The sequence below is a fragment of the Aquirufa beregesia genome, from assembly GCF_011090385.1.
Classification (GTDB): Bacteria; Bacteroidota; Bacteroidia; order Cytophagales; family Spirosomataceae; genus Aquirufa; species Aquirufa beregesia.
The window spans coordinates 100,074-117,783 of sequence record NZ_SEWW01000006.1; the positions used below are offsets into that span (position 1 = coordinate 100,074).

The following is a 17,710-nucleotide window of genomic DNA, read 5'->3' on the forward strand; positions in this document are numbered from 1 at the left end:
AAAACCTTATTTGTCTGCCCATAAATCGATTAACGGTTCGACTTCGCTGATCTAACATAATGGCGTTTTTTCAAAGCCGAATGATAAATCAATGGGAATACCAAAAGAATGAAAAGGGTAGCGGTAACCAGTCCTCCTATGATTACTACTGCCAATGGTTTTTGGCTTTCTGAACCAATTCCTGTACTCAAAGCAGCAGGCAACAAGCCGATTGCAGCCATCAAGGCAGTCATCACTACGGGGCGTGTTCGGGCACGTACAGATTGCTGAATCGCTAAGGCTAAATCTGGTAGTTCTTTTGCCTGTTGATTTATCTCGGAAATCAGAATTACCCCATTTTGTATACAAATACCAAACAAGGCAATAAAGCCCACTCCCGCTGATATACCAAAATTAATCCCAGTAATATGTAGGGCAAAAATACCTCCGATGACCGCAAAAGGCACATTAATTAACACATAGCCCGCATCTTTGGCATTGCCAAACATGATAAACAACAAGACAAATATCAAGATTAAACTAATAGGAACGACTTGTCCTAATCGGGTAGTTGCTCGAACTTGATTTTCAAATTCTCCAGCCCATCCAATGGTATAAGCCACGGGCAATTTGACGTTTTTTAAGACGTTTTTCTGAGCTTCTGCAATGGTACTCCCCAAGTCTCGATCACGAACAGAAAACTTGACTCCAATAAATCGTTTCGTATTATCGCGATAAATAAAGGCTGGACCTGTTGAATTTTCCAAAATAGCAATTTCCTTTAAAGGTATTTTTGTCCCTTTGATCGTAGGAATCATCAAATACATAATATCATTTTCGTTTTTACGGTATTCTTTAGAAAAACGAATGCGTATGTCAAACTTCTTTTCACCTTCATACTTTGAAGACGCCGTCTTACCTCCAATCGCCATCTCAATCACAGCTTGGGCATCGGCTTTGGTCACTCCATAAATGGCCATTTTTTCCTCATCCAACAAAATACTGATTTCCGGTTGACCCACATTTCTCAAGATACCCACATCTTTTACCCCATCCACATCTTTGATTTGATCCAATACTTGATTCGCTAACTCATCCAATTTCCCTAAATCATCCCCATAAATCTTAACTGCATTGGACGCATTCATCCCAGCAACGGCTTCAGCTACATTATCAATGATGGGTTGAGAATAGTTATAATTAATACCTTGAAAATTCTTCAAACGCTTATCCATTTCATTCACTAAGCCATCAACCGTCAACTTCCTCTCCCATTCATCCTTAGGTTTCAAATTCACTTGCATTTGAACATAATAAAAACCACTTGGATCCGTACCGTCATTACTACGTCCTACTTGAGACAAAACCCCATTCACTTCAGGAAATTTCCGAAGTTCATTCCGCAAGGTTGTCACCATTTTTACTGTTTCAGGCAAAGAAGAACTCATGGGTAATTTAGCCTCCACCCACAATGCTCCTTCATTTAGTGGGGGTAAAAACTCGGAGCCTAACCACTTGGTAGAAAACAAGGACAAAGCAAATAAAGAACCTGCCATTAGGTAAGTAATTTTCTTATGTGAAAATGTCCAATGAAATGCTTTACCAACTATTTTATTGATAAAATCAATAAAGAAATTATGCTTCTCCCTCACATTTTTATTCAATAATACCGAACTCAAAACGGGAACTAATGTCAAGGTAAAAATCAATGCACCCAATAAAGCAAAACCTAAAGTATAAGCTAAGGGTGAAAACATTTTACCCTCTACTTTTTGGAATGAAAAAATAGGAAGCAAGGCAGAAATAATGATTAGTTTAGAAAAGAAAATGGCCTTTCCTAACTCCGTCCCTGTCTTTTTAATCAAACTCATCTTGGCCAAACGATTAAAAGCTGGCATTCCTACTTTTTGTGCCCGATGATCTAGGGCAACAAATAAACCCTCCACCATCACCACGGCTCCATCAATGATAATGCCAAAATCGACAGCTCCTAATGATAATAAATTGGCACTCATTCCTTTTAACTTCAAACAGAAAAAAGCAAATAATAAGGCCAAGGGAATGATGATGGAAACAATGAGGGTTGTACGCCAGTCGGCCATGAAAACAAATACAATCACGGTGACTAAAATGATTCCTTCCAACAAATTATGCATCACGGTTTTGGTACAATAGGCCATTAAATTATCGCGATCATAAAAAGTAACCATCTTCACATCTGAAGGTAAAACACGCGTATTTAACTCTTCAATTTTAATCTTTAAGCGAGCCAACACTTCTGAGGGATTCTCCCCTTTTCTCATGACCACAATTCCCTCCACCACATCATCATTATCATTTAATCCCACCTGTCCTACCCGAGGCATATTACTCTCAATAACCGATGCCACATTTTTTACCAATAAAGGATTCCCGTTATTGTTATCAACGATGGTGTTTTCAATATCTGCTGTCGTTTTTAATAGACCTATACCACGGACAACAAATGCTTGTCCATTTTTTTCAATCACATCACCACCTACATTTAGATTAGACTTGGAAACGGCATCAAATAATTCCAAGGGTGTCAAATCATATTTCTGTAGTTTAACTGGATCTATAGCTATTTCATACGTTTTTTCTCTCCCTCCAAATGCTACTATATCCGCTACCCCTGGTACTGCTCTTAGCTGCCGGTCAATCGTCCAATTTTGAATGGTCAGCAATTCCCTAGAATCTCGGTCCTTACTTTGCAAGGTATAGCGAAATATCTCACCCGTTGGGCCATAAGGAGGCTGTACATCGGGCTCCACATCGTCGGGGAGCTTAACTGTTCTCAATAAATTATTGACTTGCTGACGAGCAAAAAAATCATCTACATCATCCTCAAAAATGACTTTTATGACGGATAAACCAAACATGGTGATGCTCCGAACATTGGTCTTTCTTTGAACACTATTCATTGAAATTTCTATTGGAGTTGTCACAAAACGTTCTACTTCCTCTGCGCTTCGACCGTTCCATTCAGTGACTACAATAATTTGAGTATTGGTCACATCTGGAAAGGCCTCAATGGGGATATTAAGATAGGAAACTACTCCGCCTAGAGTTAATAGACTAACCCAGAAAAAGGTAAAAAAGCGATTCTTTAAGGAGAATGCCAGTATATTTTTAATGAACTTATTCATAGCTTAAATATTATAATTCCGTATGTACGCGAAGCCCCCAAACTGTCAGTGGACCTCGATCAATATTATATCCTGGGTTAATCACCCATTGAAAATCTGGAGATAAGGTAAAAGGACTATGGGGAACTTGGAAACTATAAAATGCTTCCAAAATGCTTTCATGACCATAATTCAGATTCCCATCTCCAATCATAAAACCATTGCCTCCCAATTGCTGATACTTTTGATGAGAAGATGAAAGGCCATTAGCCACCCAGGCTATTCCTGCAAAATCCTGTTTTCTATGCCAAGACTTTCCCCAAAAATGAATGCCCAAAGAAATGGATTCATCAATTTCCGTAAAGGCCCAAGTCTCATTTTTCCCATCACTCCATCCATAGCGAGCAAATAGCCCCAACACATCAGAATAGCTTATTTCCGTGTTTAAACCATATCCAAATTTAGTCCTGAAGGAACTTCTCGTGGAAGTAATATCAGGTATTCCAACACGCTTATTGGCTAAATCATAGTTTCCCATAGCTGCCTGATTCCGATAAGCGAGCACACGGAAAAATCCTGACCATGCGGCCGTAAGCTGAAAAGGTTTGGTTATTTCTACATTGATACCATTCGCTTTGTCGTATTGATAATCCAAGTCAGGACCATTGGCGGAAGTAGGTACGGCAGAAAATGAACCTCGGGCTTCCATTTCCGGAGTTGTATAGGCAACATACAATCCAGAGGTATAACCACGGGTATTAGCTGCATAATCCCAACTCCCCTGATTCATTAAAGACCAATTCATAAAATGGGCCCTAGGGTCATGCGAGTATGCATTCAAATCAAAATAATCCGACAAGCCATATTTACCAATCACCAATTTCAAATTTCTGTGATGAGCAAGTTCAAAATTCTGCTCCAAAAGCAATCGAGCCACATAAACTACAGGTTCAGGGTTCCCAATTCGAAATGTTTCTCCGTTGGTAAATCCTCCTAATCCTTTCGCTTGTGAAAGTCCTTTCCCTCCCGACAATTCTGGGTTGAAAGTAAAGCTGGCTCCTTTCCATAAGGGAATATCCAAAAACAAGGTTGAAGTTAGAGACATGGCCCCTTCTTCCTTGTTTTGCAAGCTATTATCACCAGAATAGCTGGCATCAAAAGCTGCATGGTATTGATACACGGCTGTTTGTTGAAAATGAATACTCATTTTCCTTTGCGTAGTATCCGACTGAGCCTTTAAGCGCATTCCAATAGATAAAAACAATAAAATGATGATGCTAATCCGCATTTCTTCTTGGCAAAAAATTAATCATTCAGTGCATCATAAATAAGCATTCCATTCTTCGAAATCACTTTTTCTCCTTTTTGCAACCCGTGCTGGATGTAGGAAATATTACCTAATTGACGGTATACTTCTACTTGACGGGTTTCAATGTTGGCCCGATCTTTAAAAATCATCACCCAATTTTTACTCTTATCAAAAATGACAGAGGAGGAAGGAACGGCAATCATTTGGTCATGTTCGGAATATCGAACGTCCACCATGGCATTCATCTCTGGCTTTAATTTATACGTCGCATTGGGGATTCTAACTCGGACTTTCATGGCTTTCGTTTCGGGATCGATTGCAGAAAATATTTTATCTATCTTTCCTTTATACACTTCATCTGCATAACTCAATGTGCGCACATCAGCTTCATAACCCACCTGAACCTTAGGAATATCACTTTCATTGACATTGGCCATGGCCCAAACTTCATTGATTTCCGCAATGGAAAACAAGGCATCGGATTTATCAGGACGAATTTGCTCATTAGGGCTAATTTCTTTTTGAACAATAAAGCCACTCATGGAAGCTGTCACATTATAAATAGAGCCTTTTTTCAAATTATAAATACTGAAAACTTCATTGATTCGAACTAGCTCTGCTTTTTGTCGATCTAGTTCCCGCTCTGCAGCTACCACATCCTTTTCAGAGGATAACTTGCTTCTATATAAGTCACGAGCCACTTGAAGATTCTTTTCCGCCACAGCCACATCCCCTAAGGCATCCAAACGATCTCGTTCAAATCCGGCTACTTCACCGCTTCGTATCACAGCCAATACTTGTCCTTTCTTCACATAATCCCCTAATTCCGCATTGATTTTAATGACATTTCCGCCTACAATGGAATAAATTTGGGCGAGCTTATTATTGTCGGCCTGAATTTTACCAAACAAACGAATCTCATTTTTTACCTCTTGTAAATCAGCCGAATAAAATTCGCATCGGGCCATCATGGTATCACTCAAACGAAATGCCACGGCTTTATCGGATTCTGTGTTTTCCTTGTTACAAGAAAGCATCAGAAAGGTGGCTGCAACAGCCATCAATACTACATTTTTCATATCTAGAATAGTTCTTTACCTGTACTTAATTTTATTTGTTCGGCTGAAGTGGCTAATTGAATTTTAATCCGGGAGATTTCGGAAAGGGCATTATTGTAGGATTCGAAAAAATCCACAAATTCTATCACACTGACATTCCCCTTTTGGAAATTCTCCGTCATTCCTTTCAGGGTTATTTCAAAATCCTCATCGTAAAGTTTATTATTTTTCAAAAACTCCGATACAGTTTGTCTATACTGCCAATAGGTACTTTGAACTTCTGCAATCACCTGACTTTTCAGTCCTTCGACAAACAAATGCTTCACTTTAATTTGGGTCTCGGCTGATTTAATGTTTCCTTGATTTTTATTCCAAAACATCAAAGGAATGGCTACACCCAAATTCACTTGTCGCTGAAAAGCTCCTCCACGTTGATCATAAGATGAAAACAAGGTGATATCTGGTTTCGCTAATTTCTTTTGAAGTGTAAAATACTGTTCGGCAAAAACAGCATCTTTCTTCCCCAACAGTAAATCGGGTCTATTTTCTAATGCTTGATTGATTAATAATTGTACATCGAAAGGCTGAATGAAACTTTGAATATCAGCATCAGTTACTTTAGGAACTACAATACTTTTGGTTTGCAGCAAAGTCTGTACTTTGGATAACTGCTGAAAATAATCCCCATAAATAGTGGCACGTTCATTGCTCAGATTTAAATAAACCCCTTTCAAGCGGACCACATCTTTCAATGGGATATTCCCTTTGTGTGCTTGATATTCATAGGTGCTTAGAATATTGTCCACCATGGCCATTTGCTTCGTATACTTACCAATCAAGATTTGTTGTTGATTCAATAAATAGAGTCCTGTATGCAGTTCAAATTTCAATTGACGTATCAAATCCTGAAATGCCAACTCAGTCATTTCAACATTGGTCTTGGCTAAATCAATTTGAGCTTTTCTCTTACCTCCTAATAGAATCAACTGTTCCAACTGAACGCTTTGTTGACCTGAATTACCCAAATGGAAAATCTTATTATTTTCTGGATCAATGGCATTCATGTCCAGGGTCAAAATGGGATTGGGGTATAAAGAAGCTTGCAGAACCTGCGCCTTCTGAACGTCTATGTTCAAAGAAGTGGCTAATAGTTGATAATTGGTACTTAAAAAGACCTTATCTGCCTGAGCTATGGTGATCGACAAAGTATCTGATTGTGCCATGCTGCTAAAAGCTAGCAAAAGCATCAAAAAAAGGCTGCAAATTTTAACGTAGGACATAGCTAATCTTTTATGTCCACAAAACTGAAAAGATTAGACTTAAAATGAACTTAAAATGAAAACAAAACTCCCAAACAACTCATTATTAGCAATTTATGAGCTTATTTTTACTGGAAAGTGGAGTGTGAAAACATGACGAGAATCTGTATCCAACTGATAATCTATTTTACCTCCGTGCAGCTGAATGATTTTATTGACTAATACCAAGCCTAGACCAAAGCCTCTTTTTCCCTGACTATTAGAGCCTCTAAAAAAGTGTTGAAATAGGAATGGTACTTCTGAAGAGGAGATGGCGGGGCCTTCATTGGAGAAAAGAATCTTTAACTCTCCATATTGAAATAAAAACATGATTTCCGCTTTATTTGTCGGGGAATAATGAATGCAATTCAATAGTAAATTTTGAATGGCCATTTGAATCAAACGGATATTACCATCAATTAGCAGTTTGCCTTCTTGCTCGATATTCGGATGAATTTTAATGTCAAATTTAAACTGAGGGTATATTTTTTTTGCTTCCGAACAAGCATCAAATACGATTTCATCCAATCGTATACGCTGAAAACTCAGATTTGCATGTGTTTCCACCTTGGCTATTTCCAGCAGTGCATTAATCATTTCACCCAATAGCTGGGTATCCACTTTTTGGTCTTGAATCCCTTTCAATAAAAGAATTGGATCTTTTTCTTTTTCTAAATTCTCCAAATTACTCACTAATATGGCGATCGGCGTTTTTAGCTCATGAGAAATATGGTGAACGGCATGTTTTTGAAAGGCAAAAGAATTCTGCAAGCGTCGCATCAGTTCATTAAATCGCAGTGCTAATAAGTAAATCTCATCTTTGTTTTCAGGAATAGGTAATAGACTCTGAGGAGTTTCCATATTAATGACTTTTAACGCGGCTGCCATTTGAATGATAGGCTGAGTAATCTGCTTGGATAGGATAAAGGAACTGATTAAAATAAGGCCAGAAATCAATACAAAAAACACCCAAAGGATATTTTTCAAAAAGTCTAATTTGGAATGCCCAAACTTATCATAGGCCTTAGAAATTCCATAAAATTGTTTCCCTCGAATTCTAAACGTAACCCCAACTACATCCAAATCTCCTTCCACCGTTTCTATGATCGGTCGATTCGAATTTAATTCATTTAACAGTTCTGTGGAAAATTCTATTTTCGTATCATCAATGCTAGAATAAATTAATTTTTTTTGTGCGTCAAATAGTAAAGTCTTTTCTCTAAATAATTTATTGACCGTCAACTCTCCCATGGATTGGATAATATCCTGGTCTAACTCTCGAACCTCGGCTAAAATCCCCATGGTGGAGAAAATATGATCTTTTACCCTTTGTTGAAATTCTTCTTTTCGATAATTATTAAATACCGTATAAAGCAATAAAAACGTAACAGCTACCACCGTAATAGATAAAACAGAAAAGTAGATTAAGATACGTTGTCTAATGCTCATGAGAACTTAAGTAATAACCAAAACCAACTTTGGTTTTGATTAAGTTAGAAGCAAAAGGTTTGTCTATTTTTTTGCGAAGAAAGTTAATATACACTTCAATTGTATTGTTATTTTCATCCAAAGAACCTCCCCAAATATCGCGATTCAACTCCCTTTTAGTGACTAATTTACCCTTTGCGTTGGCCAATTTAAGCAATAAATTAAACTCTCGGGGAGTTAGATTGATGGCAGATTTTCCCCTACTTACCGACTGGGTACCTAGATCGATTGTTAAATCTTCGATATGAATGATACTGGCTATTTCGGGAATCGTTTGATTTTTAGATCGCTTCAACAGGGCTTTGATTCGGGCCATAACCTCCCGCATAAAAAAAGGTTTGGTTAAATAATCATCTGCTCCGACTTCAAATCCATGCATTTTATCATCTAAGTCATCAAATGCCGTCAACATCAAAATAGGCGTATGGGTATTAAATTGTCGAAATTCTTTGCAAAGGGTCAAGCCATCTTTATATGGTAAATTGATATCCAAAACGATGGCATCATACGACTTTTCTTCCATCAATTTCTGGGCCGTCAAACCTTCTCTGGCTATTTCCACGAGATAAGCTTCTTGAAAAAAATAGTCATGGATGTTCTGACATATCCGAGGATCATCTTCTACCAATAATATTTTAACTTGACTCTTCATAGGCACATGTACTGTATATGATGCGCTAAATTACTTTTCCCAGTTCTTTTTCATATAGTCCGCAATAAGCTGTTCCTGGGTGGAAGAGCTTTGCGACAAGGCTTGAGCAATTTGTACTTGTTCTTTTTCAGATCTATTCTGACTTATTTTCTTTTTGGCTTGAATTTCAGAAACTTCTATTTCAAATGCGACTATTCCTTGCATCATGTTCGATTTATAATTTTCGGATAAAGCTGCCCATTGCGTTTTATAGTCCTTTTCAAAGAAATCAATACTTTCTTCCAAAATAGCTTTAGTCTCTTCCATGGTATGGGCTATTCTGACCTTACCGTAAAGGTGAACAGATATGTAATTCCAAGTGGGTACATTTTGATCTTTCTCATAATGCTTAGGGGAAATATAAGCATGGGGTTCTTGAAAAATAAGTAAGTTTTCTTGATCTATGATATGCTGCCAATGTTCATTGGCTTTGGCAAAATGAGCTCGCAAAATAATCTTATCATCTATCAGATGGGAAACAAAAGGCAAATGAGTCGCCACAGGCCTACCATGTACCGTGGTGATAATCGTTCCAAAACTGAATCGTTGAATGAAGTGGATGATTTCAACTAGATCTGTCAATTGATTGACGGCAGGAATGTACATAGTTCAGCGGATTTATGTGAACAAATGTATTCATTTCAAACGGAGAGTGGTCTTTCTTAAAATAAAAAAAGACAAATCTACATCAGATTTGTCTTTTAGCAGAGGGGAAGGGATTCGAACCCTCGATAAGCTTGAGACCTATACACACTTTCCAGGCGTGCTCCTTCAACCACTCGGACACCCCTCTGTTTGGGAGGGCGAAATTAATCAATTTTTCCGAAGAATGGAAGTCGCCATTCATATCCTTTCTATTTTGTTACGATTTCAAGCTATTTTCATACAACTCAACACATAAAATGCTACTTAACTAGCCTGTATAGCTATTAGCTGCTGAAATGAATTTACAGAAATGACTTGATCAGCCATTAAATATTAGCTCCATATCCAAGATTCCCAAGCAAAAGTTTTTTACATTCGAATGAAAAATCCTTGGTCGAATAGCGTTGAATTTGTAATTTTGCCTAAAATCTATATATCATATAGAGTATATAAGATTGATATAAGATTAAAAATACGCCATTATGCAAAGCTTCCGCTCAGAAATAGAAAATCCTATAGTAGAAAAAGACATCATTGATCTTGCTAAGAAAATTGCTCAATTCAGAGCTGGTGAGATACATGAAGAGAAATTCCGTAGCCTTCGATTGGCCCGTGGTGTTTATGGCCAAAGACAACAAGGTGTACAAATGGTTCGTATTAAACTTCCTTATGGTAAAATTAAGTTTAACCAATGGCGACGAATTGCGGCTATTTCAGACGAATATTCCACTGGAAATTTGCATTTAACTACGCGTCAGGATATTCAAATTCACTTTGTTTCCTTAGACCGCACGCCTGAATTATGGGCTAAACTAGAACAAGACGATATCACCCTACGTGAAGCATGTGGAAATACGGTTAGAAATATCACGGCCTCTCCTACTTCGGGTATTGATCCTTTGGAATTATTTGATGTGAGTGCCCATGCCGATACGGCTTTCCGATATTTATTGAGAAACCCGATTTGTCAAGAAATGGGAAGAAAAGTGAAAATATCTTTTTCCAATACCGATGAAGATACTTCTCTTGCTTATTTGCATGATATGGGCTTTATACCTAAAATTCAGCAAGGTGTTAAGGGATTTAAAGTAGTAGTAGGTGGAGGCTTAGGTGCTCAACCCATGTTAGCTTATACTGCCTATGAATTTTTAGCAGAGAATAAAATCATTCCTTTCATGGAAGCTATTTTGCGTGTTTTTGACCGTCATGGAGAAAGAAACTCTCGCCATAAAGCTCGTATGAAGTTTTTAATTCAAAAAATTGGATTTGAGGCATTCATGGATTTGGTAAACACTGAAACCAAAGCATTAAAAAATCAGGTAGTAGAAATCCCAAGCGATGGTGTTTGGGAAGTTTCTATTCCAAGTAAATTATCTGACCTTTCATCCGATGGTTCTACTGAATATCAAACTTGGTTAAGCTCAAATACTTTTGAACAAAAGCAATCAGGATATTTTGGGGTTTATGTTCGCATTTTAAATGGCAACATATCCAGTGATACTTCTAGGAGCATCATGCAAGCTTTGGAAGGATATATTGGGGATGATGTCCGCATCACCATTAATCAAGGTTTATTGTTCAAGTTTGTACCTCAACAAAACTTGGCTTATGTATATCAAGTATTAAAAGAACACGACTTCGCTTCTCCTGGTGCGAATTCGGTGGCCAATATCACCGCTTGCCCTGGTACAGATACCTGTAATTTAGCTATTTCTGATTCTACCAATATTACTTCAAAATTAGAAGAAGTGATATCGCAAGATTTTCCTGAGTTAATTCATGACAGCCAAATGAAAATCAAAATTTCGGGTTGTATGAATGCTTGTGGGCAACATAGTATGGCCAGTATTGGATTTCATGGTTCATCTTTAAAAGCTCCAGACAAACGAGTTCTTCCGGCATTGCAGGTTCTTTTAGGAGGAGCAACCTTAGGAAATGGTGAAGGTAAAATTGCAGATAAGGTAATTAAAGTGCCTTCTAAGAGAGGTCCAGAAGTGTTGCGCGTAGTCTTAAATAACTATGAAGAAAATGCCTTAGAAGGAGAATATTTCCACCAATACTACGATCGTCAAGGAGAAAAATATTTCTATACCTTGCTAAAGCCAATTGCAGATTTACAAACACTTAGTGATGATGATTTCATTGATTGGGGTGCTGCAGAAGCTTTTCATACGGAAATTGGTGTGGGAGAATGTGCCAGTGTAATCATCGATTTAGTGGCAACTTTGCTCTTTGAATCCGAAGAAAAATTTGACTGGTGCAAAAGCGCTTTAGAAGATAAGCGCTGGGCAGATGCCATATATCATGCCTATAGCGTATTTGTTTCTGCTGCCAAGGCCTTGTTGTTAGATAAAAGTGTACAAGTTTCAACACAACATGCCGTTATTACGAAGTTTGATGAACAATATGTTCAAACAGGTGATTTTGATTTACAAGCCGATAGTTTTTCTGCTTTAGTTCTTCAAATCAACCAACATGAGCCTAGTGAAGCATTCGCTAAAGCATATGCACAGCAAGCTTTGAGTTTTTTAGAAACTGCTAGTTTATTCCGCCAATCAATCGCCAGTAATTAAGATGATCCAACAATTAAGTCGGTTTAAGTCATTAGAACCTCAACCTAAATTAAGTGTGGTAGGGGCTGGTCCTGGTGATCCTGAATTGATTACCTTAAAAGCCATCAAAGCCTTACAAAGTGCTCAAGTAGTTTTATTTGATGCATTAGTGGATACAAGCCTGTTGGAACATTGTTCTGATAGTTGTGAAAAAATATTTGTTGGGAAAAAAGCGGGAGAAAGTCATTCCCAAGATGCCATTAATGCCCTAATTGTAAAAAAAGCGTATGAATTAGGGCATGTCGTTCGATTAAAAGGTGGAGATCCTTTTGTCTTTGGAAGAGGTCAAGAAGAAATAGAATATGCGAAGCAATTTGGCCTATTAACTGCTTACATACCAGGTATAAGTTCGTCCTATGCCGCAGCTGGTTCAGCCGATATCCCCTTGACAATCAGAGGAGTAAATGAAAGTTTTTGGGTCATGACTGGCACAAAATCAGATGGCTCTTTAAGTAATGATTTACAGCTTGGCTTACAATCCACCGCCACCATCATTATCTTGATGGGCATGCATCGATTAACCGAAATTTCGAAAATCTGTCGGGAGGCAGGAAAAGCCAATTTATCGGCTGCTATTGTTCAAAATGGGACCATGTCCCAACAAAAAGTAGGTCTTGGTATTGCCGGAGAACTTGAAAATTTGGCTAAAAATGAAGACCTTCGTAATCCCGCAGTCATTATCATTGGCGAGGTTGTCCGTCATGCCAAGAAAGATATCTGGGAAAAAGTATCTCACCTAATTAAAAAAAATGAGCAATAGAATATCCATATCGAGTGGTTCTCCATTTGAAGACGTATTTGGTTACTGCCGTGCAGTAAAAACAGGAAATTTACTTGAAATCTCGGGTACAGTGGCCTTAGTAGATGGAGACAAAGTAAAAGAAGATGATTTATATGCGCAGACCTATAATATCATTGAGCGAATCGCTGTCGTATTAGAAGAAGCTGGCTCTTCCATCAATGATGTGGTTAGAACACGCATTTTTACCACGGATATTTCAAAAAACTTAGATATTGCCAAGGCACATGCTCATTTCTTTGGAGCGATTAAGCCCACCACGGGCATTTATGAAATTTCTGCCTTGATCGCGCCACAGTATAAAGTAGAAATAGAATTCACGGCTTGGGTTAACGAATAGCTTATCAGTTTCTTGATACAATAATTCAAAAATTGGTCCGTTAGACAAACGCTGTCAAGGTTTGGAACCTTGCCAGCGTTGTAAAAAACACCTTTACATCAAGTGGCTTTCAGCCTCTTTTTTCAATAATTCTTTATCAATAGGTACTACGCCTAAAGACTCACAGACTAGTCCGCCGCCCAAATTAGCTAAGGAAGCGATATGCCTTGCCGGTAAGCCCAAGGCAAGCGCACATGCGGCAATAGAAATCACCGTATCTCCAGCTCCTGAAACATCCGCTATTTGTCTGATGTGTGCAGGAATCCGTACTTGTTCTTGCCCCAAGTCCATCAATACTCCCCTTTCTGAAAGGGTTACAAATACCCCATCAAAACCCTGGCTTTCTTTAAATTGATGTACCGTTTCCAATAATTTTTGCCCTTCCAAATCTTCCGGGAATAAACCCAATCCGTCACGCAATTCATGTAAATTGGGTTTAAATAAGGTCGCTCCTCGGTAATTAAAAAAGTTTCGTTTTTTAGGATCTACCACCGTGGGAATACCACGTTTTCTTGCCAAGGTAATCACCTCTTGAATGAATTGCTCATTCAAAACGCCTTTGTCATAATCTTCAAAAATGATCACATCTACTTTCTGGATACAGGCTTTTACCTTTTCTAGAAGCGCCTGAGAACTAACCAATTGCACAGACTTGTCGGTTTCTGAATCAACACGTAACAATTGTTGAGAACCGGCTATAATTCTTTCTTTAATGGAAGTTGTTCTGCCTTTTTCCTCTACAATTCCGCTTAAGGAAATCCCTTCTCTTTCCAACAACGATTTTAATTGCATACCTGCCTCATCATCTCCTACCACCGAAACCACCCAAGGTTTAGCTCCTAAACTGGCTATATTCATGACCACATTTCCTGCACCACCTAATCTAGCTTCTTTTTTTATCACTTGAACCACAGGAACTGGCGCTTCTGGAGAAATTCGACTCACCTTTCCCCATGTATAAGCATCAATCATTAAATCACCAATAACCAAAACCTGTAACTGATCAAAACCCTTGAAAATGTCATTCACTGTTTTCATAACTATCCGCCAATACTAGTCATAGACTCGTTTATAATTCCTTTTCTATTTTTTTCTGCTTCAAAACCATCTTTCGGTCTACTACCAAATAAAGTAATGAAAGTCTGTCTAATTTCTTCGTCACTAACTCCTTGCCGAATAAATGATTTTAAATCAAATACCCCATCGTCATACAAACAGGTCTTCACCTCACCCATTGCCGTCAAGCGAATCCGATTACAGGTCCCACAAAAAGTCCGACTAAAGGCTGCAATTACACCAACATCCCCTTTAAATCCTGGTATTTGATAACGCAGGGCCGTTTCTCCATAAGTTACAGCCATCGGTTGCATGTTTCCAAAATGAGATTTCAAATGATCGACAATCTTACTAAAATCCCAGTTCAAAATGGCTGACCCTTTACCTGAGCCATTGAAAGGCATTTCCTCAATAAAACGAACTGAAATAGGGTATTGCTCCGTTAATTGGGCCAAAGTTAGAATATCTTGCTCGTTCTTTCCATCCATCACAACGGCATTGATTTTCACCTTAAAATCAGCCTCAATCAATCGCAACATGGCCGAGTAAACCACGTCAAAATCATCCCGACGAGTAATTTGATGAAAGCGTTTTCGGTCTAATGAATCAAGACTTAAATTAATGGAACGGATACCATAGTCTTTCAATTGTGGAATATGTTTCTCCAGTAAAACACCATTGCTGGTCAAACAAACTTCTAATCCTTCTAAACGACTTAGCTCTTCTAGAAATTCCATGATGCCCTGACGTAACAAGGGCTCCCCTCCAGTAATTCTAACTTTTCTTAATCCTAGGACGTACAATTGCTGTACGATGCGCAACATTTCTTCCCAAGTCAGTAATTGTTTCTCAGGCATATAATGGATTCCTTCCTCCGGCATGCAATAAAAACACCGCAAATTACATCGATCCGTGACGGCTAATCGCAAATATGTCATTTCTCTACCATGATTATCATAGAGAATAGGACGAGACGAAGGTAAGCTTTGAGAAATATCCAATATATTTGTATTATACACAAAGGTACAAAATAGCCCTCAAACGAATGCCAAACTATCGAATTCTACTTTTTGGTTTAACAAGAGATTTGCTTCAAAATAAGGAAATTGTGGTGAATTCGGAGAAAATACTCACTGCGGCTCAGCTTCTTCAAGAATTAAAATCCAGCTACCCGTCCTTAGCAAATCTTCCTTCGCTTCGAATAGCGGCTGAACATCATTTTCCAGAAGCCGATTTTATCTTGAATGAAGGCATGGAAATTGCCCTAATTCCTCCAGTAAGTGGCGGTTAAACGACAAAGAACTGTATATTTGCACATTAAACTCGTGTAACCCGATGGGCTTAACCCCCTTATTTATTGGCCTCCTCCTTTTCCCTTGGATTTCGGCCATGCTCATCGCAGTTTTTTCCAGAATTCCGAAAAGTTTTCTTTCTACCTTTTCTATCCTATTGTCCTTCATCCAATTCATTGGATTAATCTATTTTATTTTCCAATTACAGGGGAATCATCTGGCCATTCACCTTAATTGGTTTAGCTTAGGAGATTCCGAATTTAGAGCCAGTTTTGAAGCTAATCCATCAGCCCAATTAGTGTCTCTATTAGTAGCTTTAGTGGCTTTTTTGGTTCAAATTTTCTCCAGCTCATACCTGCAGGATGAACCTAAATTAGCTCGTTACTATTTGTACTTGCACCTATTTGCAGCGGCTATGTATGCCTTGCTATTTGCTGATCAAATTTGGATATTTTATGCCTCATGGGAAATGGTGGGTGCTTGTTCTTACTTATTAATCAGCTTTTGGTATCAAAAAGACGTGGCCATCAAAGCTGCAAAAAAAGCCTTTTTATTAAATCGTTTAGGTGATATCGGACTACTTATTGGTTTAATTGGATTGTCGATACATTTCGACACCATGGAATTTTCTAGCATGCAAATTGGTTCAGTAGGCCCCGCTCCTATTACCATTGGAATTGCCTTATTAGTAGGCGCAATAGGTAAATCCGCTCAGTTTCCTTTGATGTCCTGGCTTCCCGATGCCATGGAAGGACCAACCCCCGCTTCTGCCTTAATTCATGCCGCTACCATGGTAGCAGCAGGTGTCTATTTAGGCATTAAAATCTACCCTTTTACTGGGGAAGATACTCATCTTTTCATGGCTGTCATTGGAGCCATTTCTCTTGTGAGTGGTGCCATTTTTGCCCTATTCCAAAATGACATAAAAAAAGCACTGGCGTATTCTACCATTTCCCAATTGGGCCTAATGTGGATGGGTATGGGATCTGACGCTTCACTTTTGCATTTAGTGGTACACGGTATTTTCAAAGCAGGTTTATTTTTGGCTGCTGGATCAGTAATACATTATTTACACCATCAAAAATCAAGTCGTCACCTTGACGCCCAAAGTTTAAACCAAATGGGTGGATTAAGAAAACAGCTCCCTTGGACAGCACTCGGCTATGGTGTTTTTGCTGCTAGCTTAATGGGATTGCCTTTCACCAATGGTTTTTTCAGTAAAGAAAACCTGGCTGGACTTCTTTGGGAAAATGCACAAAACAGCCCATTTTACTCCTTCTATTGGACTTTACTTGCTTGTCTAGGAGTAGGTATGCTGTTAAGTAATTGGTATATCAGCCGGCAATTCTACTTGATATTCTTGGGAGAAAATCGATCAAAATTAGCCTTAGAAAAATCCTCAAAAAGGAATATTCCCCAACATTTCCCAGTGCTTCTATTAGCACTATTTAGTTTGTTTTTCTGGACTAGCACAAATTTTTTGCATATTCATGACTCTTCTTTGGTAAATTGGTTTCAAATAAAAACATTTGAAGTCCCTGCCTTTTGGCTAGTCATAACTGCCTTTAGTTGGGTCATCGGTTTAAGCTTAACCTGGTTTAGTAGACATTGGATTCCTGCAAAAAATTACCAGTTTTGGGCTGCATTTTGGCCTTCCATTTTCCAATTTATCCCTTGGAAAGCACGTTGGACACATGTCATTGACATCCTCTTTTTGGATCGATTTTTGATTTGGTTAGCGCAGCTACAAGTGGTGACAGGACATATCATAGCCTGGATAGACCAATCGTTGGTGGATGGTATACTTGTCGGATTTAGCACGAAAACTAGTCAAATCTCGGGGCATTTCTTAAGTAAGTGGCAGTCAGGAAAAGTTCAGCATTATTGGATATTGGTATTTTTAACATTTGGGCTATTTTTACTTTACGTTTGGATGTAAAAGTCCTTTTAAAATGAAA

General features: G+C 38.4%; 14 protein-coding genes and 1 tRNA gene. 5 read left to right on the forward strand and 10 right to left on the reverse strand.

Features of this window, described 5'->3' with window-relative positions:
* Positions 1-29: 29 nt before the first annotated feature.
* The 8 genes from EWU23_RS10240 to EWU23_RS10275 all read right to left on the reverse strand — a co-directional run bounded on the left by EWU23_RS10240 (position 30) and on the right by EWU23_RS10275 (position 9,762).
* Positions 30-3,146 carry an efflux RND transporter permease subunit gene (locus tag EWU23_RS10240; RefSeq protein ID WP_166231798.1) on the reverse strand — a complete coding sequence of 1,039 codons (3,117 nt, stop codon included), beginning with the start codon at positions 3,144-3,146 and terminating at the stop codon, positions 30-32.
* 10 nt (positions 3,147-3,156) lie between these two features.
* The gene (locus EWU23_RS10245; RefSeq protein WP_235942198.1) at positions 3,157-4,413 is read right to left on the reverse strand and encodes a carbohydrate porin; all 1,257 of its coding nucleotides are present in this window, start codon (positions 4,411-4,413) and stop codon (positions 3,157-3,159) included.
* A gap of 17 nt (positions 4,414-4,430) precedes the next feature.
* Positions 4,431-5,513, reverse strand: a complete 1,083-nt coding sequence (locus tag EWU23_RS10250) for an efflux RND transporter periplasmic adaptor subunit (RefSeq protein ID WP_166231800.1) — start codon at positions 5,511-5,513, stop codon at positions 4,431-4,433.
* A 2-nt stretch (positions 5,514-5,515) separates the two neighbouring features.
* Positions 5,516-6,715 (reverse strand): TolC family protein, encoded by a 1,200-nt coding sequence (locus EWU23_RS10255; RefSeq protein ID WP_205753152.1) that lies wholly within the window; start codon positions 6,713-6,715, stop codon positions 5,516-5,518.
* Positions 6,716-6,865: 150 nt separating this feature from the next.
* A complete protein-coding gene (locus tag EWU23_RS10260) occupies positions 6,866-8,239 on the reverse strand; it encodes a HAMP domain-containing sensor histidine kinase (protein WP_166231804.1) in 1,374 nt (457 codons plus the stop codon).
* The gene (locus EWU23_RS10265; protein ID WP_166231806.1) at positions 8,229-8,930 is read right to left on the reverse strand and encodes a response regulator transcription factor; all 702 of its coding nucleotides are present in this window, start codon (positions 8,928-8,930) and stop codon (positions 8,229-8,231) included. The genes EWU23_RS10260 and EWU23_RS10265 overlap by 11 nt, the downstream gene beginning before the upstream one ends.
* A gap of 30 nt (positions 8,931-8,960) precedes the next feature.
* Positions 8,961-9,575 carry an FMN-binding negative transcriptional regulator gene (locus EWU23_RS10270; protein ID WP_166231808.1) on the reverse strand — a complete coding sequence of 205 codons (615 nt, stop codon included), beginning with the start codon at positions 9,573-9,575 and terminating at the stop codon, positions 8,961-8,963.
* A 99-nt stretch (positions 9,576-9,674) separates the two neighbouring features.
* A tRNA-Ser gene (locus EWU23_RS10275) sits at positions 9,675-9,762 on the reverse strand.
* A gap of 334 nt (positions 9,763-10,096) precedes the next feature.
* Here EWU23_RS10275 and EWU23_RS10280 point away from each other — a divergent pair.
* The 3 genes from EWU23_RS10280 to EWU23_RS10290 are packed head-to-tail and all read left to right on the forward strand — an operon-like array spanning position 10,097 to position 13,365.
* A complete protein-coding gene (locus EWU23_RS10280) occupies positions 10,097-12,187 on the forward strand; it encodes a HEPN domain-containing protein (RefSeq protein ID WP_166231810.1) in 2,091 nt (696 codons plus the stop codon).
* 1 nt (position 12,188) lies between these two features.
* Positions 12,189-12,986 (forward strand): uroporphyrinogen-III C-methyltransferase, encoded by a 798-nt coding sequence (gene cobA, locus EWU23_RS10285; RefSeq protein WP_166231812.1) that lies wholly within the window; start codon positions 12,189-12,191, stop codon positions 12,984-12,986.
* Positions 12,976-13,365 (forward strand): RidA family protein, encoded by a 390-nt coding sequence (locus EWU23_RS10290; protein ID WP_166231814.1) that lies wholly within the window; start codon positions 12,976-12,978, stop codon positions 13,363-13,365. The genes cobA and EWU23_RS10290 overlap by 11 nt, the downstream gene beginning before the upstream one ends.
* A 93-nt stretch (positions 13,366-13,458) precedes the next feature.
* Here the strand turns inward: EWU23_RS10290 and EWU23_RS10295 are convergent, their stop codons facing one another.
* Positions 13,459-14,442 carry a bifunctional heptose 7-phosphate kinase/heptose 1-phosphate adenyltransferase gene (locus EWU23_RS10295; RefSeq protein ID WP_166231816.1) on the reverse strand — a complete coding sequence of 328 codons (984 nt, stop codon included), beginning with the start codon at positions 14,440-14,442 and terminating at the stop codon, positions 13,459-13,461.
* Positions 14,443-14,444: 2 nt separating this feature from the next.
* The gene (moaA, locus tag EWU23_RS10300; protein WP_166231965.1) at positions 14,445-15,425 is read right to left on the reverse strand and encodes a GTP 3',8-cyclase MoaA; all 981 of its coding nucleotides are present in this window, start codon (positions 15,423-15,425) and stop codon (positions 14,445-14,447) included.
* 80 nt (positions 15,426-15,505) lie between these two features.
* Between moaA and EWU23_RS10305 the strand changes: the two genes are divergently transcribed.
* Together EWU23_RS10305 and EWU23_RS10310 are read left to right on the forward strand one after the other, a co-directional pair.
* On the forward strand, positions 15,506-15,751 hold the full coding sequence (locus EWU23_RS10305; RefSeq protein WP_166231818.1) for a MoaD/ThiS family protein: 246 nt from the start codon (positions 15,506-15,508) through the stop codon (positions 15,749-15,751).
* A 44-nt stretch (positions 15,752-15,795) separates the two neighbouring features.
* The gene (locus EWU23_RS10310; RefSeq protein WP_166231820.1) at positions 15,796-17,691 is read left to right on the forward strand and encodes an NADH-quinone oxidoreductase subunit 5 family protein; all 1,896 of its coding nucleotides are present in this window, start codon (positions 15,796-15,798) and stop codon (positions 17,689-17,691) included.
* The last annotated feature ends 19 nt before the right edge of the window (positions 17,692-17,710 follow it).